Origin of the sequence: Mesotoga sp. BH458_6_3_2_1, assembly GCF_003664995.1 — a bacterium.
GTDB lineage: Bacteria > Thermotogota > Thermotogae > Petrotogales > Kosmotogaceae > Mesotoga.
Map to the genome: position 1 here is coordinate 111,362 of NZ_JFHL01000018.1, position 25,718 is coordinate 137,079.

General features: G+C 44.8%; 23 protein-coding genes. 10 read left to right on the top strand and 13 right to left on the bottom strand.

Annotated features, from left to right (window positions below):
• The first annotated feature begins 8 nt into the window (after window positions 1–8).
• The 5 genes from Y697_RS09390 to Y697_RS09410 are packed head-to-tail and all read left to right on the top strand — an operon-like array spanning window position 9 to window position 5,287.
• Window positions 9–1,376 carry a M14 family zinc carboxypeptidase gene (locus Y697_RS09390; RefSeq protein ID WP_121551369.1) on the top strand — a complete coding sequence of 456 codons (1,368 nt, stop codon included), beginning with the start codon at window positions 9–11 and terminating at the stop codon, window positions 1,374–1,376.
• Between the two features lie 5 nt (window positions 1,377–1,381).
• Window positions 1,382–2,368 carry an ABC transporter permease gene (locus tag Y697_RS09395; RefSeq protein WP_121551370.1) on the top strand — a complete coding sequence of 329 codons (987 nt, stop codon included), beginning with the start codon at window positions 1,382–1,384 and terminating at the stop codon, window positions 2,366–2,368.
• Between the two features lie 2 nt (window positions 2,369–2,370).
• A complete protein-coding gene (locus Y697_RS09400; protein ID WP_121551371.1) occupies window positions 2,371–3,303 on the top strand; it encodes an ABC transporter permease in 933 nt (310 codons plus the stop codon).
• Window positions 3,304–3,308: 5 nt separating this feature from the next.
• Window positions 3,309–4,292, top strand: a complete 984-nt coding sequence (locus tag Y697_RS09405) for an ABC transporter ATP-binding protein (RefSeq protein ID WP_121551372.1) — start codon at window positions 3,309–3,311, stop codon at window positions 4,290–4,292.
• Window positions 4,292–5,287, top strand: a complete 996-nt coding sequence (locus Y697_RS09410) for an ABC transporter ATP-binding protein (protein WP_121551481.1) — start codon at window positions 4,292–4,294, stop codon at window positions 5,285–5,287. Before Y697_RS09405 ends, Y697_RS09410 begins: the two co-directional genes overlap by 1 nt.
• A gap of 41 nt (window positions 5,288–5,328) precedes the next feature.
• Here Y697_RS09410 and Y697_RS09415 read toward each other — a convergent pair whose 3' ends face one another.
• The 3 genes from Y697_RS09415 to Y697_RS09425 form a co-directional block, all read right to left on the bottom strand.
• Window positions 5,329–6,609, bottom strand: a complete 1,281-nt coding sequence (locus tag Y697_RS09415) for a DUF3887 domain-containing protein (RefSeq protein WP_121551373.1) — start codon at window positions 6,607–6,609, stop codon at window positions 5,329–5,331.
• 137 nt (window positions 6,610–6,746) lie between these two features.
• The gene (locus Y697_RS09420) at window positions 6,747–7,934 is read right to left on the bottom strand and encodes an ABC transporter permease (protein ID WP_121551374.1); all 1,188 of its coding nucleotides are present in this window, start codon (window positions 7,932–7,934) and stop codon (window positions 6,747–6,749) included.
• The gene (locus Y697_RS09425) at window positions 7,927–8,676 is read right to left on the bottom strand and encodes an ABC transporter ATP-binding protein (protein WP_121551375.1); all 750 of its coding nucleotides are present in this window, start codon (window positions 8,674–8,676) and stop codon (window positions 7,927–7,929) included. Before Y697_RS09425 ends, Y697_RS09420 begins: the two co-directional genes overlap by 8 nt.
• A gap of 266 nt (window positions 8,677–8,942) precedes the next feature.
• Here Y697_RS09425 and Y697_RS09430 point away from each other — a divergent pair, with 266 nt between their 5' ends.
• Genes Y697_RS09430 through Y697_RS09440 form a run of 3 tightly spaced genes read left to right on the top strand, consistent with a single transcriptional unit; the run spans window position 8,943 to window position 12,330 of the window.
• Window positions 8,943–10,373 (top strand): TldD/PmbA family protein, encoded by a 1,431-nt coding sequence (locus Y697_RS09430; protein WP_121551376.1) that lies wholly within the window; start codon window positions 8,943–8,945, stop codon window positions 10,371–10,373.
• Window positions 10,373–11,647, top strand: a complete 1,275-nt coding sequence (locus Y697_RS09435) for a metallopeptidase TldD-related protein (protein WP_121551377.1) — start codon at window positions 10,373–10,375, stop codon at window positions 11,645–11,647. The genes Y697_RS09430 and Y697_RS09435 overlap by 1 nt, the downstream gene beginning before the upstream one ends.
• Window positions 11,648–11,664: 17 nt before the next feature.
• Window positions 11,665–12,330: a nitroreductase family protein gene (locus tag Y697_RS09440; protein ID WP_121551378.1), complete on the top strand. Its 666-nt coding sequence runs from the start codon at window positions 11,665–11,667 to the stop codon at window positions 12,328–12,330.
• 125 nt (window positions 12,331–12,455) lie between these two features.
• Here Y697_RS09440 and Y697_RS09445 read toward each other — a convergent pair whose 3' ends face one another.
• The 4 genes from Y697_RS09445 to Y697_RS09460 form a co-directional block, all read right to left on the bottom strand.
• Window positions 12,456–14,504: a heavy metal translocating P-type ATPase gene (locus Y697_RS09445; RefSeq protein ID WP_121551379.1), complete on the bottom strand. Its 2,049-nt coding sequence runs from the start codon at window positions 14,502–14,504 to the stop codon at window positions 12,456–12,458.
• A gap of 1 nt (window position 14,505) precedes the next feature.
• On the bottom strand, window positions 14,506–14,856 hold the full coding sequence (locus tag Y697_RS09450) for a metalloregulator ArsR/SmtB family transcription factor (protein WP_121551380.1): 351 nt from the start codon (window positions 14,854–14,856) through the stop codon (window positions 14,506–14,508).
• A gap of 66 nt (window positions 14,857–14,922) precedes the next feature.
• Window positions 14,923–16,194: a PhoPQ-activated protein PqaA family protein gene (locus tag Y697_RS09455; RefSeq protein WP_121551381.1), complete on the bottom strand. Its 1,272-nt coding sequence runs from the start codon at window positions 16,192–16,194 to the stop codon at window positions 14,923–14,925.
• 1 nt (window position 16,195) lies between these two features.
• On the bottom strand, window positions 16,196–16,873 hold the full coding sequence (locus Y697_RS09460) for a hypothetical protein (protein WP_121551382.1): 678 nt from the start codon (window positions 16,871–16,873) through the stop codon (window positions 16,196–16,198).
• A 137-nt stretch (window positions 16,874–17,010) separates the two neighbouring features.
• Between Y697_RS09460 and Y697_RS09465 the strand changes: the two genes are divergently transcribed.
• Window positions 17,011–17,670 (top strand): HAD family hydrolase, encoded by a 660-nt coding sequence (locus Y697_RS09465; RefSeq protein WP_121551383.1) that lies wholly within the window; start codon window positions 17,011–17,013, stop codon window positions 17,668–17,670.
• On the opposite strand, the gene ltaE is transcribed toward Y697_RS09465, so the two are convergent.
• On the bottom strand, window positions 17,648–18,685 hold the full coding sequence (gene ltaE, locus Y697_RS09470; RefSeq protein WP_121551384.1) for a low-specificity L-threonine aldolase: 1,038 nt from the start codon (window positions 18,683–18,685) through the stop codon (window positions 17,648–17,650). The two genes, Y697_RS09465 and ltaE, sit on opposite strands and share 23 nt — an antisense overlap.
• A gap of 374 nt (window positions 18,686–19,059) precedes the next feature.
• Window positions 19,060–19,419, bottom strand: coding sequence for a DUF3795 domain-containing protein (locus Y697_RS09475; protein WP_310793768.1), 360 nt, complete (start codon window positions 19,417–19,419; stop codon window positions 19,060–19,062).
• Window positions 19,420–19,510: 91 nt separating this feature from the next.
• Between Y697_RS09475 and Y697_RS09480 the strand changes: the two genes are divergently transcribed.
• The gene (locus tag Y697_RS09480; RefSeq protein ID WP_121551386.1) at window positions 19,511–20,248 is read left to right on the top strand and encodes an acyl-[acyl-carrier-protein] thioesterase; all 738 of its coding nucleotides are present in this window, start codon (window positions 19,511–19,513) and stop codon (window positions 20,246–20,248) included.
• Window positions 20,249–20,282: 34 nt separating this feature from the next.
• On the opposite strand, the gene Y697_RS09485 is transcribed toward Y697_RS09480, so the two are convergent.
• The 4 genes from Y697_RS09485 to Y697_RS09500 form a co-directional block, all read right to left on the bottom strand.
• Window positions 20,283–21,377, bottom strand: a complete 1,095-nt coding sequence (locus Y697_RS09485) for a KamA family radical SAM protein (protein WP_121551387.1) — start codon at window positions 21,375–21,377, stop codon at window positions 20,283–20,285.
• A gap of 370 nt (window positions 21,378–21,747) precedes the next feature.
• Window positions 21,748–24,483 carry an Ig-like domain-containing protein gene (locus tag Y697_RS09490; protein ID WP_121551388.1) on the bottom strand — a complete coding sequence of 912 codons (2,736 nt, stop codon included), beginning with the start codon at window positions 24,481–24,483 and terminating at the stop codon, window positions 21,748–21,750.
• 81 nt (window positions 24,484–24,564) lie between these two features.
• Window positions 24,565–25,215: a DUF4230 domain-containing protein gene (locus Y697_RS09495; RefSeq protein WP_121551389.1), complete on the bottom strand. Its 651-nt coding sequence runs from the start codon at window positions 25,213–25,215 to the stop codon at window positions 24,565–24,567.
• 26 nt (window positions 25,216–25,241) lie between these two features.
• Complete coding sequence (locus tag Y697_RS09500; RefSeq protein ID WP_121551390.1) at window positions 25,242–25,652, bottom strand: DUF5362 family protein; 411 nt, start codon at window positions 25,650–25,652, stop codon at window positions 25,242–25,244.
• Between the last annotated feature and the right edge of the window lie 66 nt (window positions 25,653–25,718).

The window sequence follows — 25,718 nt, forward strand, 5'->3', positions numbered from 1 at the left end:
GTTTTGACATGAAATATACCGAGCTAATAGATTCCGTTCCTGACTACAAGGAATTCTTTACGGTTGAAGAGATGGACCAAAGGTCTTTAGAGCTTGCAAAGAGGTATCCAGGGAAAGTCAGGGTATATGAAGCGGGGAAATCGCGTAACGGAAATCCGATTTACGTTCTGGAAATCGGAAGTGGCAAGAAGAATGCTCTACTATTCGGCTGTCCCCACCCGAACGAACCGATAGGTGCTATGATGCTGGATTTCCTTAGCGAAAAACTTGCCAGTGATGATGTTTTTCGCAATCAGTTCGACTACACCTGGCATTTGATAAAAGTTATCGATGTGGATGGGACGAAGCTCAACGAAGGATGGTTCAAAGACTCTTCCTCTATAAGAAAGTATGCAGGTAACTTCTACAGACCGCCCGGTCATGAACAGGTTGAATGGACTTTCCCCGTCGATTATGAGACGCTTCATTTCCATTCTCCGCTGCCAGAAACGAAAGTGCTTATGAAGCTTATTGAAGATAAGAAGCCCGAGTTCATGTACTCTCTTCACAATTCCGGTTTTGGAGGGGTCTATTATTATGTGAGTGACGCAGTCCCAGAACTCCATGAGACTTTCAGCAAGCTTCCAGGTTTGTTTGGTTTGCCACTTTCTCTAGGAGAGCCGGAAGCACCTTTTTTGGAGCAGCTCGAACCTGCTATTTTCAAGCTTTTCGGAATGGCTCAAGAGTATGATTACCTAAAGAAGAATCTTGGCCCAGACAAAGACCCGGCAGACGTCATCAAAGCCGGTACTAGTTCTGATGATTTTGCTTCATCCGTAGCCGATACGTTTTCTTTGGTTTGCGAGATGCCATACTACTATGATGCAAGGGTCGAAGACATGTCTGAAGCAGACATTACGAGGAAGGAAGCGCAGAGATTCAACTATCAAAGGTCCGTCGAGAACTTTGAGTTTGTCAGCGAAGTGATGAAAGCAGTTGAACCTTGCGTTAAAGACAGAAATTCCCCGTTCTACAGAGTCTTCAAGAATGTTCTTGAAACCTATCCCGATCAACTACAAGCGCAGAAGAATTGGATTGAGAATGATCAGTCTCTTGAGAGAAAGGCAAGCATGGCAGAGGTCTTTGATAATAAGATAGTCAGCCAGTTCTATCAATCCTTGATGCTAGGGATGCTAAGAAGATTGGTCAAGGAAAATGATGACGGATCTGAAAAGCTGTCGGCAATCGTGAAAACGGTGGACGAAGCATTTGAGAGAAAGATTGAGTATCTCGAGAATAATCTTGATTATACGACTATTCCAATAAAGAGCCTGGTCAGCGTCCAGCTTATCGCAGGACTTAATGTCGCAGATCACATTCAAAGAAGGAGAAGCTAGAGGTCGTGAAAGTCTATTTCCTGAAACGGTTCCTGGAGCTTATTCCAATATTTTTTGCAATCTCAATAATCATCTTCGTAATTATGAACTCTATGCCCGGCGATCCTCTCTTGCAGATGAGGATGCAGAATCCGAGGGTAATGACTAACGATCCTGAAAGGATGAGGGAGCTTAGAGAGTATTATCATCTCGACGATCCGCTTCCTGTTAAATACTTCACCTGGCTGAAGAGTGTCATGACCGGAGATTTGGGATATTCCAGTATGTACAAAACGCCAGCAATTGATCTCATAACTTCTCGTCTGCCTAATACCCTTATTCTAACGATTACGGCCTGGCTTATAGGACTTGTAGTAGCTCTTCCGATAGGAATCCTCTCGGCAGTCAAGAAGTATTCGGCTTTCGACTACACAACAACTGTTTTTGCCTTCATAGGCATCTCTTTGCCGGGATTCTGGTTTGCTTTAATTGCGATCATAATCTTCAGTGTAAGTCTTGGTTGGCTTCCAGTGTCTGGTATGGCGACGTATGGTATCACCGGTTCATGGAATGTCTTTGTAGATAGACTTAGGCACCTCGTGCTCCCAGCCTTTGTACTGGGATTAGTGCAGGTTGCTTCGTGGGTGCGATACATAAGAACATCCCTTCTGGAAGTCCTTGATCAGGATTATGTTAGAACTGCGTATGCGAAAGGGGTTCCCGATAGAAAGGTCATCATCAAACACGCTTTGAAGAACGCGATGATACCGATTATTACGATAATCGCACTCGATATTCCTTACTTCTTCGGCGGAGCATTGATTATCGAGACTGTCTTTTCCTGGCCTGGAATGGGTAGACTTATGTACAATGCAGTGATATCGAGCGATTACAATCTGGCGATCAGTTGCCTGATGTTCCTGGCTATCATAACCCTCATTTCAAATCTCGTTGCTGACTTCCTGTATGTGATGGTTGATCCCAGAATCAGGATGGGCAGGAAGGGAGCTTAGTCATGTCAAAATTCTTCTACAAAAGGAAACTAGATGAAATCGAAGACAAGGCGCGGCCGGTTCATATAAACAGTTACAGGCAGTTGGTGTGGGCAAAGTTCAAGAGTCACAAACTTGCCATGTTCGGTGCATTTGTGCTTGTCGGTGTGATTTTGTTCACCGTATTTGGCCCGCTTTTCGTCGATGTGGGATACGAAGATATGGACTTCTCTTATCTCTTCTCGCCGCCGCTGACAGAGGGCCATCCTTTTGGGACAGACGAGCTGGGTCATGATGTGCTGGTTAGAGTAATGTACGGCGGAAGAATATCTCTCTTTGTCGGGTTAGCCTCTGCAGTGATAACCACCCTAATCGGAACAGTTGTTGGACTACTTTCGGGCTTCTACGGAGGCCTTGTCGACAGGTTGTTAATGAGATTTGTCGATGTAATGCTTTCTATACCAATGTTCCCGATCCTGATCACTCTTACACTTGTTTTCGGTTCGGGAATTATGAATATCATTCTAGTCCTGACAGTTTTCGGCTGGATGGGTGTTTCCAGATTAGTCAGGGGACTCGTGCTTTCCATAAGAGAAACGGAGTACGTTATGTCTGCAAGAGCTATGGGAGTGAAAAACGGCAGAATTATCCTCCGACACGTTCTTCCCAACGTAATACCGATAGTAATCGTCTCTGCGACACTTAACATGTCGTATGCAATACTTGCAGAGTCATCGCTGAGTTATCTAGGACTTGGTATTCAGCCTCCCATGCCGTCTTGGGGCAATATGCTTCAGAGAGCAATGAACTACATACTAGGCACAACTACTGGGGTAAATCCGTGGTGGCTTACCGTCTTCCCGGGCTTCTTCATATTCATCACAGTACTGAACGTGAACTTTCTTGGAGATGGACTTAGAGATGCTCTGGATCCCAAATTTGTGAGTGAGAGTTGAAAATCATGGAAAGAATTCTCGAAGTTGACAACTTGAAGATTTCCTTTAAAACTCAGCTTGGAAGGATAACGCCTCTAGACGGGGTCTCCTTTGGTCTATCAAAGGGGGAGACTCTCGGGATCGTAGGGGAATCTGGCTGTGGCAAGACAATCACAGCTTTCTCAATAATGAGGTTGCTCCCAAAGAACGCATTTCTCGGTGAAGATACAAAAATTGCTTTCAGAGGGAAGGACATTTCGACGCTCGGTAAGGAAGAGCTTCAGAAGATTAGAGGCAAGTCGATATCAATGGTGTTTCAGGAACCCATGACTTCTTTGAATCCTCTCTACACAATCGGATGGCAGATTTCCGAAGTATATAGACTGCACGAAGGCCTTAGTGAGGAGGAGGCAATGACGAGGAGCGTGGAGATGCTCCGGCTTGTCGGGATTCCGGAGCCTAAGAAGAGAGTCACGGAATTTCCTCATCAACTGTCGGGAGGAATGAGGCAGAGAGTAATGATTGCTATGGCGCTCGCCTGTAGCCCGGAGCTCCTAATTGCTGACGAACCCACGACAGCGCTTGACGTAACTATTCAAGCCCAGGTTTTGGAGCTAATGAACGAGCTGAAGGATAAGTTCAGCACAGCCACGATAATCATTACGCACGATCTGGGAGTAATCGCCGAAATGTGTGATAGAGTTCTCGTCATGTATGCGGGACAGATTGTTGAGAGCGGGGATATATTTGACATCTTCGACAATCCCATGCATCCTTACACAAAGGGCCTGATTAACTCAATACCAAAGATTGAGATTTCTAAAAAAGATCAGAAGAAGTTGAGCGTAATAAATGGTTATGTCCCCCATCCTTCGAGTTTCCCCGATGGCTGCAGATTCAGGCCGCGTTGCCCGATGGCATTCGAGAAATGTCTGGAGAAACCGCCGATGATTGAATCCGAAAGCCATCATTCAGTTCGTTGTTGGCTATTTGAAGGGGATGATAAGTGATGAAGGTTTCCCCAATGGTAGAGATCAAGAACCTGAAGAAATGGTTTCCCATAAAGAGCGGGTTCAGGTCTAAGTCCAATCTGAAGGCGGTAGATGGGGTTGACCTGCATATTTACAGGGGTGAGACTCTCGGACTGGTTGGAGAATCGGGTTGCGGCAAGACTACTATAGGAAGGACTCTCATTAAGATCTACCAGCCGACAGATGGAGAGTTCCTCTACAGAGGTGAAGGTTCTTCTGAGGGTGGAGTCGATATATTTTCTCTCTCGGAATCGAAAATGAGACCTTTCAGGAGAGAGATACAGATGGTGTTCCAGGATCCTTACGCTTCCCTCAACCCTCGAATAACGGTTCACGATATAATCGCCGAAGGCCTGAGAGTGCATTCGGTGGGCAAGAGCAGAGAAGATAGAAAGTCGATGATAGCCGAAATTCTTGAGAAGGTTGGCCTAAGGCCAGAGTACATGTACCGATACCCTCATGAATTCTCAGGTGGACAGAGACAGAGAATTGGGATAGCAAGGTCTATGATCTTAAACCCAGGTCTGGTCATATGTGATGAGCCGGTGTCGGCTCTTGACGTTTCCGTTCAGGCTCAGGTAATAAACCTCCTCGAAGATTTGAAACACGACTTCGGTCTCACATATCTTTTCATTGCACACGATCTGGCAGTTGTGAAGCACATTTGTGACAGGATATCGGTTATGTATCTTGGGAAAATTGTTGAGACCGCTGAAACCGACGAGCTATTTGACAATCCTCTTCATCCTTACACGCGCGGATTGCTTTCGTCGATTCCCGTTCCGAATCCTCACATGAGAAAGACCGGAAAGAGGGAGATCGTGAAAGGAGACATTCCCTCTCCCGTTGATCCGCCTGAAACTTGCAGATTCGTCAAGAGATGTCCTAAGGCCTTCGACAGATGCAGGAAAGAAAGCCCTTCTCTGAAGGAAGTAAGCGAAGGACACTTTGTCTCGTGCTTTCTTTACAATTAGTAGTCTTACGTGATTCATTGGTTTGAGGGCCGGCGTGTCGCTCAATCAAAAATGTAGATCCAGGAAAACATAGCGTCAATGAGCTGGCTATCGATGTGCCGGAACTCGTAATAGTGGTCGGGTGTTGACATATCGTCCTTCACGGGCATGAAGTAGTGGTCAAGACCGGGTAGCAGCTGAAAGTAAACATTCAAGCGTGTCCATAGCGCGTTCATGAACATTATGTAGTCTTGGACCGTCGATTCGAAATCGGCATCGCCCTGAACAATAAGCACGGGGATCTCCAGTTCTCTTACAATTTCAATAGGATTCATTCTGTCAAGTTCATAATAATATCCGGCCGTTGCTGCCAGGACGGGTGCTCCTGGAGGTAGCTTGCCGTCAAGAGCGGTCTGCAGGTAGTCGGTGAGAAGTTTGGTCTGCTGTCCAGTCTCCTCACCGTAGAGCGACCTAATGTATTTTTGTTTGTCGATTATTACCTGCAGTTCTCTCCTTGCAGGCGTAGCCAGAAGGATAATTCCATCGACCCTGGAGTCTCTGGTGGCGATTACTGGAGCAACTCTGCCTCCAAGTCCGTGCCCAGCAAGAAAAATCGATGAAACTGAGGGTATTCTCGATACGGCAGTTATCGCATTGACGACATCTTCAATCACTTCTGTTTCGATGCTGGGAGAGGCTTGAGATAGCCGCTCTCCGAACACAAAGGATCTCTTATCATACCTCAGAACGGCCACACCTTGAGTCGCCAGTCCCCAGGCTATCTGCCTGAATGGTTTGTTCGGCCCAATTGTAGAATCTCTGTCCATAGCTCCTGAATCATGTATGAGAATTACAAGTGGATACTTGTCAATCTCTTTGGGAACGGTAATTACTGCGGGAAGCCGGTTCCTATCCTCTCCAATCGTGATTTCAAACTCATCGAATTTGCTCGTGTCGATGTATTCGGCAATTGCTCCTGTTTGTAAAGTCGGTTGAACTAGAAATGTGTCAATTCTGCCTTGATCATCAACCACTACGTTGAAGTCGATAAACCCTCTCTCAAACTGAGCATGAAAGATGAATACTGTGAATCCTCTTATCTCGCTTGTCTCAGTTGAGAAAATGAAGAGATATGCGCCGTATTCCTCAGAAAGCTGCTGAAATTCCTGACTCATGTTTTCGACTGTATAGAGAGTTCTTGCTCTTAGACTTTGCATCTCGTAAGCAAGATGATAGTTTCCTCGTAATAGAAACTGAAGATACCTGTCAGCAAGTACCTCGGATCCAAAGAGCATTGTGAGAACCAGAATAGCAAAAACCCCGACTGATACTATTTTCCTCAACCTAGACTTCTCCCGACAAATGATTCTTCCTATTTATCCCTAACTCAATGATAAACCATTGCCCTTGATTGGTGAAATCAAAAGGAGGGCCTGTGCCCTCCTTTGTCTGTAATATCTAAAGATTTCCAGGTAATCAGTTAAGCTCCCGAACTGTCCATGATCTTTTCGCTGTTGAAGACTCTAGTAAGAAAGTAGATGAACAATGATACATAAACGAGGTTGCTCACAAGCATGAGGGAGAATCTCGAAAAAACAAAACTGGCGGTAATGATATCCTTCATAACGAAAATCGAGTTCATGAAAGGAATCAAGTAGAGAAGGGGATTATCTGGAGATTCCATCTGCATAGTGGCAACTCCCAGTACTATTGCCATAATATATATGGGCATTACATAACCGCTTCCCTCTTTCATATTTCTTGCTAAGGAGCCAAGTAGAACAATTAAAGAGGCTGCGAGCCCGGACATTGTCATCAGTGTAATGAAGAGACCAAAGAGAGTTGTGGCTGACAGGGATGAAAAATTGAGCTCACCACCCCCAAATGCAGGTCCTCCAACTTTGAAAGCGATTATCAGGCCGATGAAGGTGAATATGCTGTTCAAGATCGCAATAGTCATCACATACAGAATCTTCCCTGCTGCAATTGATGATCTCGACACCTGATTAACAAGCAGCACAGGCATGCTTCCTCTCTCTTTTTCGCCCGCAGTTGTGTCGAGACCAATATTCATGGATCCGGCGAAGATGTAAATGAGCAGGAAGTATGGGATCAATGTGGCCAGCAGCTCTGTTCCCTGAGATTCTTCCGGCGCAACATCTCTCTTCTCTACGCTTACGAGATTGAGATCTTCGAGTGTCAATCCATGTTCGAGAAGCTTCTCCGAAAGAAGCAGAGATGAATATGACGATAGGGCATTCTGAACTATTTGAGCCCCATATGAAGAACCTTTTGAAGTTGAATTGTAGAAGAGACGGGCATCTATCTTCTCTCCACCGCGAACTCTTTCCGCGGCATCTACGGGAAACTCTACCATGATTGAGTTCTCCTGGTTTCTGACCGATTCTTCGCTAAGATTTTCGTCAATTTCAAATGATATCATCTGATCCAGAAGACTCAAGAACCTCGCATCTGGCAAATTAATTATATTCAGTTTGTAGACTGTGTTCTCGTAGGTTCTGCTTTGGGATGAAGACACTGTGTTCATTACCAGGAAGATCACTGGCATGATCAACATCGGCAAAATCAGAACTGCGAAGACAGTTCTTGCGTCCTTGAATATATTCTTGAGTTCCTTTCGAAAGATAATTAGAGCATCCCTAAACAATCTCGATCACCCCTTCTCTATCGGCAATCCTAAAGAACACATCTTCAAGATTGTCTTCCCCAAACTTCTCATAAAGCCCTTCAAGAGTGTCGTCTTCGACAAGCCTGCCTTTGAAAATAATCCCGACTCTATTGCATAGCTTTTCGGCAACAGACATGATGTGAGTAGAGATGATTATGGTCTTTCCCTGATCGCGGTAGTCTTTGAGAAAGTCGGTAACTGTTCTTGCCGTAAGGATGTCCAGACCGTTTGTGGGTTCATCAAAGATTATGACTTCGGGATCATGAATAAGACTGACTGCGATCGCGGCCTTTTGCTTCATTCCTGTTGAGAGCTTCCCGATTCTCTTGTCAAGGAAGTCATTCATATCTAGATAATCTGATAGTTCCTTTGTCCGTTTAGAGATATCTGTGTCCCTCATTTGACTGAGTTCGCCGTAGAATCTAAGCAGTTCCTTCGGTGTAAGGTTTCCAGATAGTTTCATATCGCTTGTAAGGAACCCTATTCTCTTCCGAACCTCTGTGGGGCGAATCACGCAGTCGAATCCCATTACGCTTGTCTTTCCACTGTCTGGCTTGAGAAGAGTTGAGATAATTCTGAGTGTTGTAGTCTTTCCGGCACCATTTGGCCCTAGAAGGCCATAAATACTCTTTGGCTCGGCGGAAAAGCTCAACGAATCGACTGCTACCACCTTTTTCCTTCGACTTTCGAAAGTCTTTGTGATTTTCTCAACCTTAACCATTTTTTGCCTCCTAAAAACGTTTCTTCCAGGGAGTAGAATAACACTCCATTGTTAATGTGGAGTGAAGAAATAAGAATTGTGAAAAAATATTTCATTATAGGGGGGATATTGATTAATTATATTCACTACGGAATTCATTTATTTCAATCATTGATGAATTATAGTATAATTTGTCATAAGAAACCCGCTTAGAAATCTTAGAGTCGACTCTTCGGAGAAGGTTTGCTTAGAGATAACAAAATACGCATTCCATTAGGAGGTTCTAGATGAAGGTAGAAGATTCAAGATATCTCAACGATAAACGAGGCTTTTTGAAGAAACTTGTGAGTTCCCTGGAACGCGACTTTCCTTACGTTTCAGTTCTCGGCACGGATGTCGGGGGCAAACAGTACCAGGTGATGACAACTGGGATTAGCGTGAACGATTCGAGGTGGTCCGAAAGAGGGTTCGTACTCAGGATTCATGATGGAAGAGGCTACTTTGAATTCTCGTTTAATGAAATGAGAAATCAATCAGTTGAAGAGATTGTAGAGTATGTCGGGAGAAAGCTTTCTGCGTTCAGGAATAGTATGAATGAGAATAGTCTGGATGCTTCAGCAGTATCGATGTTCGAAGAAGAGGAATCGGAACTCTGTTTCAATGACGAAGTTGGGATTCTTCCGGGGTCTCTCTCGGCAGGAGAGATAATCGATAGACTGTCTTCTTTTAAGGATCGGGCTCATGAACTCTCCGATGAAGTGGTAAACGTAATGGCCCTCATGGAAAACGTGCAAGTGAGCAAGCTCTTCATTTCGTCCAGGAAGGAACTCTCACAATCCTACATCTGGTCTCAAGGATATTTGTACGTCGTTGCCAGAAGGAACAAGAGGACCAAGTATAGTATGAAAGGTTTTTCGGGATTAAAGGGTCTGGAAGTTCTGGACGAGATGGAAGCATTCGTTGGAAAAGTCGTCGAGAATGCTAGACTCCTGCTCTCAGCCGAGAGAATAGATCCAGGTGAGTACGATGTAATTTGCTCGCCAGATGTTGCAGGATTGATTGCTCATGAAGCTTTCGGGCACGGAGTCGAAATGGACATGTTTGTGAAGGGGAGGGCAAAGGCAGTCGAGTACCTGGGAAAGCACGTTGCGTCTGAGTTAGTCACGATGCATGACGGTGCGGCCGGTGTAAGGGAAGTTTCATCTTACGCATTTGATGATGAAGGCAGTCTGGCAAAGGACACAGTGATAATTGAAAATGGAATCCTCAAGAGGGGAATTTCAGATTTGATTTCTGCATCTGTTCTTGGAACTGAGCCTACCGGCAACGGTAAGAGGGAATCGTTTGAGAGAAAAGCATATGCACGCATGACGAACACATATTTCTCTCCGGGAAAAGATGATCTAAGAGACATGATCGAATCAATAGATTATGGTTTTCTTCTTGAAGACTATTATAGCGGAATGGAAGATCCCAAAAACTGGGGGATTCAGTGCGTCATAGCCTACGGACGCGAGATTAAGAAAGGCCAGTTTACAGGTCGTATCGTATCTCCAGTAATGATGACAGGATATGTACCTTCATTGCTGAAGTCGATTTCTATGGTATCTGGAGATTTCAAGCTCTCAGGAACGGGAGCCTGCGGCAAAGGTCATAAGGAGTTCGCAAAAGTCTCTGCAGGTGGACCGTATATTAAGGCAAAAGCGAGGTTGGGATAATGATAGAGACTATTGTAAAGAACCTTGAAGCAAATTCAGTTGATGCATGGAGAATAAGGGAAGAGAACATTGAGAGTGAAGAGTATTTCTTTGTTGGGAACAAGGTCGATCTTGGAAGGGCGAAGAAGGTAAAGAAGTACGAAGTAACTGTCTACCGCGATTTTGAAGAGGGCGAAAAGAAATACAGAGGAAGCTCTACGGTTACCATGAGCCCTGGAACAACGGTTGAAGAAATCGTCCATTCAATACAGGAAGCCTTTTTTGCTGCAGGTTTCGTAAAGAATCCCTGGTATCCAATGGCGCCGAAGTTTTCACGGAGATTCGAAGCAGTCGAACATGACCTTCATGATCTTTCTAGAGATGCTATTGGAGCAATCTTTGACAATGGAAAACCGTCTAATTCATGGTTGAACTCTGTTGAGATTTTTGTGACGAAAAACGGGTTCCGCATTCTCAACTCTGAAGGTCTCGACGTGGCTTTTTCAAAATATAGAACATACATCGAAAGCATTGTAAGTTCTTCTGGCAGAGAAGAAGTCGAGCTGTACGATCAGTTGCTCCTTGCACTTCCCGATGTTGAACGTATAAGAGAAAGGATTTCCAGATTACTTCTGTTGGTCAGTGAAAGAGCTAATGCCGTTCCTACGCCAGCTTTAGGCAGGATACCGGTAGTACTTACCGGAGAGCCGGCCAAAGAGGTAATGCGATACTATTTGAAACAGGCAAATGCACGTCTTAAGTATGACAGGATATCCGAAGCTGAACCTGGAGACTCTGTTCAGTCAGGAGAATCGGGAGATAAGATAACTCTTGAAGTTGTGCCGGAACTTGAAGGTTCATACTTCAGCCTTCCTGTTGACAATGATGGTTTTCTCATTGGGAAAAGGACTGTTATCGAAAATGGGATTTTGAAGAATTACTGGGGTGACATCAAATATTCCCACTACCTGGGAATCGAACCAACAGGTGCTGTTCTGAACTTCTCGGTTGGTCATGGCAGTCTCAGCATTGACGAGATGCGAAAAGTAGATCATCTGGAGGTTACTAATTTTTCTGCAGTTGACGTTGATGAAACAACGGGCGATTTCGGAGGAGAGATCAGATTAGGCTGGTATTTCGATGGTTCGGAGAGAATCGCGGTATCGGGAGGTTCTGTGACCGGTAATCTAAGAGAACTTGAGTCAATCTATCTGTCGAAAGAGACAGAACTGGACGGAGATTACTATGGACCTCTCTCGATCTCTATAGAGGGGCTGAAGATTTCGGGTGAGTAGTTTTTGTGGAGGTGCACATGATTATTGAGACAATAAGAATGAGGCATTCAACAAGGAAGTTCCTCGCTTACGACCTGTCTGAAGAGGAAAAGGAAAGGCTAATGAGCTTCTTCAGGGAGCTTCCTACTCTTCATTCTTTGCACCTGAAATGGACCCTAAGAGATCTAAACAAAGGATCGGGCGTTGTATTTGCACCGTGTCCCGCAAAGCCGAACTGCCTTGTAGAATATGGATTCCAGGGAGAAATCATTGTGTTGGAAGTGACCAAGATGGGATTAGGTAGTTGCTGGAATGCCGGGATTAGAGAGGAGAACTCTCCGGCTGGGATTATCCTTGGCAAGGAAGATTCAGGAAAAATAACCCTAAACGATATCCTTACCGGAATGGGGAGAAGGAAGGAGCTGGAAACTCTTGTCGAGGGACCGTTGCCCGAAGACGAGAGGCTGCTTCAAATATTGGAATCATGCAGACTTGCCCCTTCTTCAATGAACAGGCAACCCTGGAGATTCAACGTTAAGAATGGCGATCTATATATCTGGACCAAGGCAAACATGATTGGTGGCAGTCACTGGCTAGATCTTGGAATTGTCCTTTCTCATGCTTACATCACTGCACAGGAATTTTTTTCGAAGGTTTCTATAGAGAGGGCAGCAGGAGAAAAATACAGGTTGATCATGAAGTAACCAATTTGATCGTTTTTGTCATGAGTCACAAACCTTTTTGACTTACTTGCATCAAGGCTTGATGATGAGACCGACCGGCTGGGTAGATCAAAGTGAAACAACTTACGGAGCATTCCACTCTCAGCTTATTCTCCGAGCAACCTAAGAGAATTGAGAACGGCCAGTAGAGTAACCCCCACATCAGCGAATACTGCCCCCCACATGTTCATTAAGCCTAAAGTGCCTAGAGTCACAAAAAGAATCTTGATCCCTATGGACATCACAATGTTCTGAATTGCGGTGGTGTTAGTGAACCTCGATATCTCTATTGCTCTTGCGACTTTCGAGAGCGAATCATTTGAGAGAACGACGTCTGCCGTTTCGATTGTTGCGTCGGCGCCCGAAGCCCCCATGGCAATTCCAACATCGGCCCTTGCAATTACAGGTGCATCATTTATTCCGTCGCCAACAAATGCGGTTAGTTTTCCACTATCAATTGCTGATTCCACTGCTTTCATTTTGTCTTCGGGAGTCGCTTCGGAAATCAGACTGTCAAGGTCCAGTTTGGCCGATATAGAAGCAGCATTATCTTGACTATCACCCGTAAGCATTACTATCTCATGAATTCCGAGTTCTCTAAGCTTGATGAGGGCATCGGCAGAATCGTCCTTCAAAACGTCTGACAGAGTAAATACTCCCTCTACTCTGCCATCAATGGAAAGAAATATCTTTCCTGATTCGCCTCGCTCTTCATAATCGATTCCGATATCTCTTAGCAGAGATGAGTTGCCAATGCCCATTTTCTTGCCGTTGATTTCTGCTGTGATACCTTTTCCTGCGATTTCAGTAAGGTGGGAGATTTTCATTTCTTCGGGAATCTCTGGAATGAGTTCTCTAAAAGAACTTGCCACTGGATGAGTGGAGTAGCTTTCCATTAGGGTTGCGTATTCCAATAACTCCCTCTTGTTATATCGGCCAGAAGTCTCTATTTGAGAGATCTCTGGCTTTCCCCTGGTCAGTGTTCCCGTTTTGTCTATGAAAATCGCGTCAACCTTGCAGAGAGATTCCAGATAATTACTCCCCTTGAACAATATTCCCTCTTTTGAGGCCTTTCCAATACCGACGAAGTAGCTTAACGGAACAGAGATGACTAATGCACAGGGACAGGAAATGACAAGAAGGATCAAGGCCTTATGAACCCAGTCTGAGAGTTCCCCTCCGAACAGCAGAGGAGGAAACACCGCTATTGCAGTTGCAATGGAGACCACAATAGGTGTGTACAGTCTCGAGAACCTAGTAATGAACCGCTCCTTGTTAGATTTTCTTGAAGTCCCCTCTTCAACTAACTCCAGCATTCTGCTAGTGTAAGATTTCTGAAGATTTGTTGATGCAGTGATTTCTATTACACCTGACTTGTTTATGGTTCCGGCAAGAACTGTATCGCCTTCTTTTACAGGCACGTGACTGCTTTCTCCTGTAAGAAGTGATTTATCTATCCAGGTGCTTCCAGAGTTGATGAGGCCGTCAATGGGAATTCTCTCTCCCGGTCTGACAACATATCTATCACCCGGTTCGATCTGACCTGCCGGCACAGTCCGAAGTTTTCCGTCAATGATCTGATTGACCTCTTCAGCCCTTAAATCTATCAGTTCCTTCACTGATCTTCTTGATTTTCTCAGGGCGATTGCTTCCAGAAGCTCTCCAAAACTGTAAAAGATCATCACGGCAACAGCTTCCGGCAATTCGTGGATCGCAAATGCGCCCATAGTGGCGATGGTCATGAGGAAACTCTCGTCGAACAAGTCGCCCTTGAGGAGATTTCTGGAAGCCTTTAGGACGGTATTTCCCCCAGCGGCAAGGTATGCAGTCACAAACAAACCATATTCCAGCAATTCATTGTTCCCATGGAGAAAGGGAGAAAAGACCAAAGCAATGAAAAACAGGGCTCCTGAGAAGAGTAGTCTCATTAGTTCCTTGACGGGTAAGTCTTGCTCAACCCCGGAAGATTGCAGCAAAGTTATCTTCGGAGAATGTTTGTGAATGATTTCTTCGACTTCTTCGAAAGTCTGACTATCGATTATTAGTGTCGAAGAAGAGAAATCTATTCTAGCATCAACGCCCGATCTCTTTAGCTGATCCTCCAGTTTGGCTGCACATTTCGGACAATCAAGTCCTTCTATTCTGTATTTCTTCATTCTAATCGCCCTCCGACAGTTCCTGGAAGTGCTCTCTGGCAATGTGTATGAGGTCAATAACGTGATGGTCACCCAGAGAGTATAAGACTGACTTCCCCTCCCTACGATTTCTCACAAGTCGATAAGATTTAAGCTGCTTCAGATGGTGAGAAATCGTAGGGAGAGTCAACTCCAGAATTTCGGCCAGATCGCAAGTACATAACTCGGCCTCAGACAGAAGAAATATTATCTTTGTTCGCGTCTCATCTGAAAGTACCTTGAAGAGTTCTGAGAGTCCTGAAACTTCCTCTGCAATCTCTCTATATTTGTTCACATCAACATGAACTTCTCTACTCGGGCACAGATCGCTCACTGCCTACCTCCAATCAATTAGATGAGTGTCTAATTGATTGTACTTCGAATATCTGCCTGAGTCAAGTCACTTTCCAAACACTACTGCAGGTGTGGAAATGAGAAGTTCTTTTCCGCCAAAAATGAAGACACCCTCGATGTAATAGGCGGTAGGAAGTCCAAAGGAAAGTTCTATTGATTGGTTTTCATTTATTATTTCGAATTCGAAGCTGGATTTTCTGAAGTCTCCGTCTGGAGAAGATGCCGTGAAAAGTCTAAGTTCATTCAGCTTGGCATCTCCTGTCTTCACGACTGGCTGAATTCTCGCTCCTTCTTCGAAAGAAACGGTTTTGCAGCTCAAAGCGGGAAGTTCCTCACCGGTATTGATGTGGTAGATCATTGAACTGATAGCCTGTGTTACTCTGAAGATTTCTGTTCCGTGCCCGGCGTTAGGGGCATAGACCATCGAGAAGTAACCAGGGAGATTATCCACATACAGTTTGGAAGCGTCTATCGGCCAGTAGGGATCGTTGGTCCCGACGACTATGAGTTTCGGCACTTCTAAATCCATGCGGTAGGTGAAAGGATCTATGTATTGAAGGAGATCTCGCTTGACAGGGTTATCAAGATCGTCGAGTATCCCTCTCTCAACGTATTCTCTTATCGAAGGGCTGAAGCTTCCCCAGAAACTAAGCTGGTGTTGCATCTGTTCAGCGATATTGAGATTATCAAAGGCGATAGGAACGATTCCTTTGACTCGCTTGTCCATTGCGGCTGTAAGCCATGTAGTCCAGCCGCGCTTTGATCCGCCAGTCAAAATGAATCCTTCAATCTTGTCGCCCATGTTCTTGATATAGTCATCAAGAAGGTTCATCGAAACAACAGTTGACTTTACCATTGGTAACAGAGCCGGCCAGCTATAGTCCCCTGTTTCGATAAACTGTGAGAAGGAGTAGCTAAGCAGCCAATCCTCTCTTAACCCGCCGAAGAGTGGCTGATTTGGTATATCGAAAAGCACGGCAACGTATGCTTTGTTTTGCAGCGCCAAAAGTCTGAAGATGGAGAGCTCTTCCTGAGTATACTTGTAATCTCCGGCAATGAATATTACTGCGACTGTTGATAGTACACTTGGTGGTCTTATTATCATCAGATGATTCTGCCACTGGGTATTCTGCCATGTAACTGAATCAAACTTCATGGTCTCGATTTTTATCAGACCTTGCGATGGCGATTCCACAATCAATGCATTTCCTTCTTCAAGGTTTGAGGGGAGAGTATCTGAATGGAGAAACGCGTCCATTGTAAGCGCAGAAAGTACGGTTTCGACAATTAGGATAAGAGAAATCACGACAATCTTCATTTCATGCACCTAAGGTCTTCAATAGACTGGCGGTGATTTCTTTCAGTTTCTCAACTATATCTTCCGGTCCCGTAATTCTTGCTTCTTTATTTGAGGCAAGGAACATAACGAGGTCCCCAAAGTGAAAAAAGTGATAGACGCGAAAGTCCTTTTCTAAGTCAAAGTGAGCCTCACTGAACTTCGCCCCACGAGGGAACAGCTTGTTCCACAGCATTGGCTCTTCAATGTATTTCCTGCTTGTGATCTTCACTTTGTCGACTTCATCCGACCTGACAAAGAGAAGTTCACCGTCTTCTTGAACTCCGCAGAATCGCTCTTGTCTTTCGTCAAAGCAGGCAGGACTGAAGAAGAGCTCATTACCTCCTCGAAAAACAACTTTCACAGCCTTCTTTCGATTAATGGCCTTAAGAAAGATTGAGCTGACAAGATTCTCGCTCTTTGTTTGCGACTTCATGCTGTCTTCGAAGAGGGAAGGCAGCCGATACGCTTCGGAATAGAAGTACTCTCTACTAGTGTGGGAGTACTTTAGTGGAGCGCCCAGATTTGCTCTCATGTACTTGAAATCTCTTCGAGCCTGACGGCTGGAGATGCCGAACTTTCCAGTGTATTCATTCATAGAGGCCGGATCGTTGCTTGACAGGCGGTCATGTAGCCAAATAATTCTCATTTCTCTTGACATAACTCTACCACCTCCTGGAGTCGGACGAAAGCCAGCCAATCTTCGCAGATCTCAATTCGAAGATGTTAGAATTGCAATTGTATTATACAGAATTAAATAGACTAAAGCTAGGAGCTGGCCGATGATGGAGAAGAGATATGATTAAGGGAATCGTTCTTGATCTATTCGGGACTATTGTGAGTAACAAAAGGCTCTTCACACCTATTTGCTCAAAGATGGCGGCAGACTCTGGTGTTGAATTAGAGGAAATCGAGCGAGATTTCGTTGATCTTTACAGACGTCACTTCAAGAATTGCCATCGTTTGCCATTTCAGCCAGAAAGATATTACTATTACCTTCTGATAACGGAACTAATTGATAAATATGAGCTGCCCGGGGACATGGAATCATACTGCAATTTCATGTACGACTCCTTTTCAAAGCTTCCCGCCTATTCAGACTCTAAGATACTTAAGAAGATGTGCAGGGAGTTCACCACTGCGATTCTCACCAACGCCGATGATGTCTTCGTCAAGAAAGTGATTGAGAGAAACAGAATTCCTCACCACGTGCTGTTGACTTCGGAGACTGCGAGATCATACAAGCCTTCCGAAGAGATCTTCAAAAAGATCTTATCACTTATGGGACTAGAGAAACCTGAGGTTGTCTTTGTTGGCGACAGTATTCAGGTCGATATGCTTGGAGCTTCCGGCGCGGGAATAAAGGGAATACTTATCGATAGATCCAAATCATATTTTGACTACGTTCCTAGAATAGAAAGCCTGGAGGAGTTGCCTAGCCTGCTAAGGCAACTTTGAGCGCACTTTCGAATTCTGTGACGACTCTTTCAAGATCGTCTCGTGAAACGTTAAGATTCGTCACGAATCGCCATTCACCACCCTCGGGAGGGTTTATCTTTATACCCTTTTCTAGAAGCGTCTCAACTATGAGTCTTGAACGTGCCTTGTTATTGAGCTTGAAGAAGACCATGTTAATGTCCAGCCTCTCAGAGAAAACCTCTATGCCAGGTATCGTTGACAGACCTTCGGCGAGAAATCTTGCGTTTCTGTGATCTTCCGAGAGACGATCGATCATTTTCTCCAGAGCGAAAACTCCTGCAGCGGCAATAATTCCGGCCTGACGCATAGCACCGCCCATAATCTTTCTTCCCTTTCTAGCCTTTTTTATGAACTCTTTCGTGCCGACAAGCATTGAACCTATCGGTGCGCCGAGACCTTTAGAGAGACAGAACATGACTGAATCTGACTGAGCAGCGATTTCTGCCGGGCTTACTTCAGCAGTAATCGCAGCGTTGAAGATTCGCGCACCGTCAAGATGGAGAGGAATGCTTCTCTCTCTTGCAAGTTTATAGACTTGCTTCATGTATTCCATGGGGAGTAAACGTCCGCTGGAATGTGCGTTCTCCAGGCAGATTAGGCCCGTTCTCGGATAGTGAAGATCTTCCGACCTGATCGCTTTCCTGATTCTTTCCACCGAAGGCATGCCGTCATCACAATCAAGAGTTCTCATTTGAACTCCGGCTATCACAGCAGAAGCACCTGCCTCGTGAACAATAATGTGATTTGAAGCAGGTATGATCACCTCATCGCCTCTTAATGTATGTGTCAGGATTGAAAGTTGATTCCCAAAAGTCCCGGATGGAACAAAGAGTGCGGCCTCTTTTCCGAGTATGCCCGAGGCTATCTCTTCTAGCCTGTTTACTGTCGGATCGTCTCCATAAACGTCGTCTCCCACTTCTGCATCGGCCATTACCCTGCGCATTTCTTCGCCGGGGACCGTAACTGTATCACCTCTGATGTCTATCCACTTCACGACGGCACCTCCAAAGGTTTGCTATGAAAATAATTATAAACCAGAACCGTTAAGTAAAGAAAAAGCCGGATCTAATGATCCGGACTATATGGGGTTCCTATCTAAGGGGGATAGGGGGGTTATAAACTATAGTAATTCTAGTTTGTTTTCATTAATATAACTTTGTGTTAATAAGGCGAAATCATGCAGGATCAATTGCCTATAGTTTAATACCCACAAACATTATTAACATAAGTTCATTTTCATGCCAAGAGACTTGACTTGCCCAACGGATACTAGAGGATCAGGCCACAGACTGAGCAAGATGCAGAAGCTCTCGAAAGGCGATTCTTCACAGGTCTTTCGAAATTGAGGGGCACACCTGGCATCTGCGATCATCGTTCCTGATCGGAGGAACCGTATCGTTGTTCATGAACTAAATCCAGTCGTAGTTTTGCTCTGGGTAACGATCTCAAGAACCTTTCCAAGGTTTTACACGGATACTTGTCGCATTCCCCGCAGTTAGAAATTCCTTTCTCTTCACAACAGCTCTTGAAGGGGCATCCATCGCATAGTTTGAAGCGTATGTCGCTGTGGCAGCCGCAACAATTGATTTCAGAGAATGCAATATCGAATCCAAAGTCTTTCGTCCAACGATTTGCAGTTTCTCTCCTCAACGAATCATCATTAGCCAAAGTGGCTCTGTATGTCTCACACTGAGTGCAGTCTATGCCACAGAATGCTATCATATTCATACCACCGTCCAGGCCGCTACAATTAGAGACATCTGCTCACAGATAGAGCATATCATTATGTGAAGCACAGACATAACTATGGAGGGAAGATTTGAAACCATTGGTAACGGAAGAGGTTTACAGAGTACGGTATTATGAACTGAAAAATGACTGGAAGGCTTCAATTTCATCTATTATGGATTATTTCAACGACATTGTGACATTGCAGACGGTGCAAGTTGGCCATGGAGTCGACGTAATGAGCAAAGGAGAATATGCATGGCTTCTGCTTCGCTGGGAAATAAGGGTCGACAGGTACCCTGACTACATGGAGAGTGTTGTTGTTCGAACTGTTCCGCATTCGATGGACAGGTACTACGCTTACAGGTGTTTCGAAATCCATGATACTTCAGGTGCATGCATTGTAGAAGCAGACTCTCAGTGGATTTTGATCGATCAGAAGAAGCGGAGACCGGTTCGGATAGGGGAAGAGTTCTATAGAAGATACGGTGTTGACACTGACTTCCATCAACCTCTCTCTTTCACGAAAATTCCCGAACCGGAAGCCGCGGATATGGAAGTCTCTCTAAGAGTTCGCCAGTCGGATTTGGACACAAATGGACATTCAAACAATGTATCGTATGTCAAATGGATAATTGAGACAGTTCCGAGAGAAATCGAGAACAAGCATCTGCAAAGGCTTGCAATTAGATACATACACGAGTCGAGAAGAGACGATGAGATTGCAGTAACTAGCACCTTCAGAAAATGTAATAATTTCGTTGAGGGAATGCACCGGATTAGCAACGGTGAAAGATTGCTGACATTGGCTAGGACTGAATGGATATGAAGGACGGCAGAAACCGCCCTTCTAGACTACTCTATTAGACAAGTGAATTTGGGTCCACGTAATCATCTAGCCAATAAGCATTTGGGTTTCTATCGAAGGCCATGAATAGATCGTATCGTCTGGGATCTGCCGCTCTATGGTACTTCATGTATATTTTGTTCTCATCGAGTCCTACATACTCTATCTTTCCAGTTGCATGAGACATTACGAATCTAGCCCTCTTCGCAAGGCCAGAGACTCTGTCAATGGACTTCTTGAAAATCGCATAACCCTTTTCGGCCGGAACGGCGTAAGTATGATTTCCCTTCGTTGGTCTGCACTGGAAGACATAGTAGGGCGGTATTCCTATGAATGAAAGTTTTTTAAATAGTTCTGTCATTACCTCAACGTCATCGTTGACTCCCCTTATCATTGGAGTCTGGTTGCAGATCACTGCACCTGCATCCCTCAAAATGTTTAGGCCTCTAATTGCTACATCCGTAAGCTCTGTAGGATGATTGAAGTGTGCCATTATGTATATTCTTTTCTCTGGCGTACTATACTTCTTTACCATTTCGGGAAGATCGGGATCATTTATTATTCTGTAAGGGTTAAAAGCGACCATCTTACTTCCAAACCTGATTATTCCGACATGGTCAATTTCTCGGAGTCTCCTAACAATGTCGCCCAGCTTTTCAGTAGAGAGTATTAGCGAGTCTCCTCCTGTAAGAAGAACATTTGTAATCTCCTTGTGCTTCTTAATGTACTCTATACCTTGCGTGACGTCATTGACAACTTCTTTGTTTTCTACTGAAAACAGTCTCTTTCTGAAGCAGAACCTGCAGAAACTCCCGCAAACCTTCGAGACAAGCAGCAAAGCAGTGTCTGTGTATTTGTGCTCCATTCCGGGAGCTACCGTGTACTTATGCTCCTGCGAAGCATCTAGATCTCCCCACTCGTCAAGTTCTTCGAGATCGGGCACGATTATTCTCTTAATGGGGTCTTGCGGGTCTTCCCAATTGATAAGCCCAAGATAATAGTCATTTGCCCTGAATGGATAGATTTCAGTTACTCTTTTCATCTCTCTTATCTGTTCATCATTGAGATCCTCGATCTTGTCGACGTTCGTGAGATATTTTGGTTTCTGCAAATTGATCACTCCTTACCTAGATTAAAGATTTGCGTCAATGTCTTTCCCATGTCGATGTGCAAAACTCTTTCAGAAGAGAACTCTCAATGGTCGAACCACATTGAGAATAAGCCTCCTTCATCTTCTACAATCCAAAGAATCAAATGATATAAATCGTACGAGTAAGCCGGCCCCGTAAATAGAAGCATTCGTCCACGCACAAGTAACGATCAATTATAGCATATTGGAGGAACTGCCTAGATTATGCTGATCGATCAGCTCTATGTCGTTCTTTAAATGAGCGTTATAGTAGCATGCCTCACCGGGGTATATACCTAAAGACAAAAGCCCCTCTCGAAAGAGGGGCTGATTTTTTGAAGAAATATTAAAATCAGTTGGTCAATAGAATGATATTTCCTACGTAAGTTCCGGAAGGAGAGTAGATTTTTCTGTTCAGTTCATCGCTAGAGTCTCGGATTTCTGCCGTCCCTATCAGAGTCTCTTGGGATCCTTCAATTTCGTAGAAGTAAATTTCCTCGAAGTTGAACATCCAGTCGGTTTCGATTACTGCCTGTTTACCGGTGGAGAAGATTTCATTGGGACCGGCAACGATCTTTATCGACTCCCCATCGAATGAGGGTAGTCCATAAGATATTTCGACGATTCTTTCACTTGCTTCTACCGTAAGGGTGAATGCCGTTTCTGTTTTCATTCCCTTTTCGTCTGAAATTTCCAGAACAATCTCTTTAGGTCCTATGTCGGATCTTTCTGGAAGGAAGAGATATCTGTCTTCAACGATCTCACCGGACCCAGAAACGATTTTGAAAGCAACCTTATCACCATCGGGATCTCCGGCGAAGCCTCTTAGATATAATGAGTACTCGCTTCCTGTCTTTGCAGTCCCGTCTGGTATGAAAGCATTTGGCGGTCTGTTGGTATTCTCGACAGTTACCGTAAATATGCCGATGCTTTCAGCCCCTTCATTGTCAGTGACCAGTAATTCGACCTCATGACTCCCTTCGGAATCGAAGTCAGGAGTGAATATGTAGTTGCTGTCTTCGATAGAGCCTGGACCCTCAGAGACTTCGAAAGTCAGCTCATCCCCATCGGGATCGGAAGCAAAACCCCTAAGATACAACCTGAGAGTCTCACCCTCTTTCACGACACCATCGGGAATTGACACCACGGGAGCTCTATTGACGTCTACTACAGAAATGTGAATCGGCAGAGAGGTACTGCCTCCCTTACTATCGGTGGCAGATATGACAATGCTCTTTTCTCCGGCCTCGCTGAAGTCTGGAGAATATGAGTAATAACCGTCCTCTATTTCCCCCGGACCGGTGATGCTGAAAACCAGTTCATCGTCGTCCGGGTCGCTAAACAGCGTGCTAAGGTCAATCTTCAAAGTAAAACCTTCTCTGATTGAAGTGGTCATATCGCTTATTGACAATTCGGGATCTCTATTCTTGTCCCTAACATCTATCTTGATTAACATGCTATCCGATAGTCCGAAAGGATCAGATGCCGTAACGGTAGCCGCTTTTTCACCCTGATCACCGTAGCCAGGAGAACAAGAATAGCTGTTGTTTAAAATGCTTCCAAAACCCTCCACCTCGTAAGACAGTTCATCTCCGTCAGGATCGGTGAAGAGACTTTTCAGATCCAGGCTCAGAGTAAATGTTTCCATGATGGTTGTGCTCAATGAAGGCAGGATCTTGAGTGGCGGTCTGTTGACATTCTCGACAGTTACCGTAAATATGCCGATACTTTGAGCGCCTTCATTGTCAGTGACTAGTAATTCGACCTCATGACTCCCTTCGGAATCGAAGTCGGGAGTGAATATGTAGTTACCGTCTTCGATGGAGCCTGGACCCTCAGAGACTTCGAAAGTCAGCTCATCCCCATCGGGATCGGAAGCAAAGCCCCTAAGATAGAACCTGAGAGTCTCGCCCTCTTTTACCACTCCATCAGGAATTGACACCACCGGAGATCTGTTGACTTCCTCGACCCTTACTGTGAAGGCAGTGGTGTTTGTTGCACCCTTCTCATCTTCTAGAAAAACCTTTACTGATTTGTCACCAGCATCTCCGAAATCTGCACTTAATCTATATGTACCGTCGACAATCTCTCCAGGTCCCTCAATTCGAAGCTGCACATCATCGCCATCAGGTTCGCTCACTCTGCTGAGGATATCAACTTCTACCGTCTCGCCCTCTTTCATAACCAAGTCGCTCAGCAACAGCCTGGGAGGTCGATTCACATCATGAATCTCAATCTCGAAGCTTGAAAAAGTCTCGTTTCCGAAGCTGTCCGCTGCTTTTATTGACACAATTTTCTTCCCGGCATCTTCGAAAGAGGGTTCGTATATGAATAGACCGTCTTCGAGTCTTCCAGGACCATCTTCTATGCTTAGAATTATCTTTTCAACATCTTCATCAGTCACCGAGGATATGATATCAACAGTCAGTCTTTCTCCTTCATTCACAATCTGGTCGTTGACTCTAACTTCGGGCGGAGCATTCACATCTGTAACTTCGAGCTGAATATCTCGTGCCGTTTCATTTCCCTGTGTATCCCTGGCCAGTACCCTCAAGACGGCCTTCCCTGAGTCACTGTATCCTGGCGCATAGCTATAGATACTGCCTTCGAGCTTACCGGGACCTTCAACAGAGAATTCCAACTCGTCTCCGTCCGGATCAGTTGCTATTGAATTCAGGTCTATCGATAGCGTCTCTCCTTCTTGAACAACGACCGGGGACGTGTCGATCTCCGGCGGCCGGTTTACTCTGATAACGTTTACCAACATTTCATCTTCCGATTTTTTCCCTTGATTGTCTGTTGCCTGGACCCTCACCGAGATTTCTCCGGCGTACGAGAAACCTGGTTCAAAAACGTAAGAAAAGCCAGACAACTCTCCTGGACCCTCTAAGATTTCGAGAGCAACGTCATCGACCTTCTCGTCTTTCACAAACTGCTTCAAGTTCAGAGTAAGTGTTTCACCCTGGTTGATAACCTGTACTGGCAATTCCAGTTCCGGTTCTTTATTCATAAGTCCAGGAAGCGTAATAACCAAGATTATCGCAGCTGCCGCCGCTGCAATAAGAACATAGATCATCCATCTTTTCATCATATCTCCCCCCTGATTGTCGGGAACTACTGCAAACTTTCTTATGCCTTTCTAGAACTTGTCACATCAATAGTCTGGGATTCATTGACTCAGTTCCCTTCTCGGATTATCGGTTTTTTCCGTCGGCATTTCAGCGTTTGATACGTCATCCTGGTCAAAGAGAACGACTACCTCATCGAAGCCCATACCCAGGAATAGCCCGTGAAAGAAGTTTCTAGCACTTTCTCTTGATGTCTCATCGACACCCATTTCAAAGGCGTTTTGAAGTGCCTGTTTTTCAATATCCTCACTATATGACTGAAAGGTTTTCAACATGTCCCTGTTGCCAAAAATTCTCACTAACACCCCACTTTGATTGATCACCCTAATATCGGGAATCTTGTTTTGAGGGATAGTTACTTCTAGCTTAGGAGAGGGGAGAGTGAGCTTTATTCTCCTTGCTTCACCTTCATGTATTTCGATGGCGTCCTCCTTCAACCTTCTCAAATCAAGATAGCCTCGAACCTGGAACGGAACGATGAAAATGAAGCGCTGAAAAGTACCGGGGACGAAACTCCCTTTTTCGGGTTCAAAGATGAGCAAGGTGGTCATCCTGGCGGTACTTAGTTCGGAGATTCTTTCAACCTTATGAATTATCGATTCTGATCTGAAGCTTGCCTTCTTCCTCGACTGGAAGAAAAGGAAAACGAGTATAGCTATTATTGCGAAAAGTACTATATTCAGAACGAACAATTAGCCACCTCCAGAGTTTGGTTATTTCAGAAGCTTTTCATATAATTCGCCATTAGACTGCCCATAGCAGCCATGGCAACTATTGTTATAACTATGAATACAAGGGCTAGGATTATTAGTATTCCCTGAATTCTGAAGTAATGTCTAAGGCTGTCAAGCGCAATTTCCAAGTTGATTGACTCCTTTGAATGGATAAACGAGTCTAATTTCTTCTTCGAACTCCTAAGTTTCAGCCCCATAATCAAAGCGACTACCGCGCTTATAGCACCGAAAATCGAGAAGGGATTTGCCACCATACCTGCGATAGACCCAATGATCCCAAGAACGGCACCTACTATAGTCCATATACCGACAAATCCGGCCCAATAGCTTAGGCCGCTCAAAGTTTGATAAGTGATACCTTCAATGCCGGATGCCCCATCCGTTCTCTCCAACATGATGCAACACCTCCTCTTTTTGTCCCACTCCAAGTTTATCAGAGAAGAAAGGAAATCCATTCAATT

Bases quoted from the DNA above. Each gene is read 5' to 3' on its own strand.
- Y697_RS09400 (WP_121551371.1), top strand. From the start codon at position 2,371: ATGTCAAAATTCTTCTACAAAAGGAAACTAGATGAAATCGAAGACAAG.
- Y697_RS09405 (WP_121551372.1), top strand. From the start codon at position 3,309: ATGGAAAGAATTCTCGAAGTTGACAACTTGAAGATTTCCTTTAAAACT.
- Y697_RS09440 (WP_121551378.1), top strand. From the start codon at position 11,665: ATGATTATTGAGACAATAAGAATGAGGCATTCAACAAGGAAGTTCCTC.
- Y697_RS09410 (WP_121551481.1), top strand. From the start codon at position 4,292: ATGAAGGTTTCCCCAATGGTAGAGATCAAGAACCTGAAGAAATGGTTT.
- Y697_RS09500 (WP_121551390.1), bottom strand. From the start codon at position 25,652: ATGTTGGAGAGAACGGATGGGGCATCCGGCATTGAAGGTATCACTTAT.
- Y697_RS09390 (WP_121551369.1), top strand. From the start codon at position 9: ATGAAATATACCGAGCTAATAGATTCCGTTCCTGACTACAAGGAATTC.
- Y697_RS09475 (WP_310793768.1), bottom strand. From the start codon at position 19,419: ATGAATATGATAGCATTCTGTGGCATAGACTGCACTCAGTGTGAGACA.
- Y697_RS09445 (WP_121551379.1), bottom strand. From the start codon at position 14,504: ATGAAGAAATACAGAATAGAAGGACTTGATTGTCCGAAATGTGCAGCC.
- Y697_RS09490 (WP_121551388.1), bottom strand. From the start codon at position 24,483: ATGAAAAGATGGATGATCTATGTTCTTATTGCAGCGGCGGCAGCTGCG.
- Y697_RS09430 (WP_121551376.1), top strand. From the start codon at position 8,943: ATGAAGGTAGAAGATTCAAGATATCTCAACGATAAACGAGGCTTTTTG.
- Y697_RS09435 (WP_121551377.1), top strand. From the start codon at position 10,373: ATGATAGAGACTATTGTAAAGAACCTTGAAGCAAATTCAGTTGATGCA.
- Y697_RS09460 (WP_121551382.1), bottom strand. From the start codon at position 16,873: ATGTCAAGAGAAATGAGAATTATTTGGCTACATGACCGCCTGTCAAGC.
- Y697_RS09465 (WP_121551383.1), top strand. From the start codon at position 17,011: ATGATTAAGGGAATCGTTCTTGATCTATTCGGGACTATTGTGAGTAAC.
- Y697_RS09425 (WP_121551375.1), bottom strand. From the start codon at position 8,676: ATGGTTAAGGTTGAGAAAATCACAAAGACTTTCGAAAGTCGAAGGAAA.
- Y697_RS09455 (WP_121551381.1), bottom strand. From the start codon at position 16,194: ATGAAGATTGTCGTGATTTCTCTTATCCTAATTGTCGAAACCGTACTT.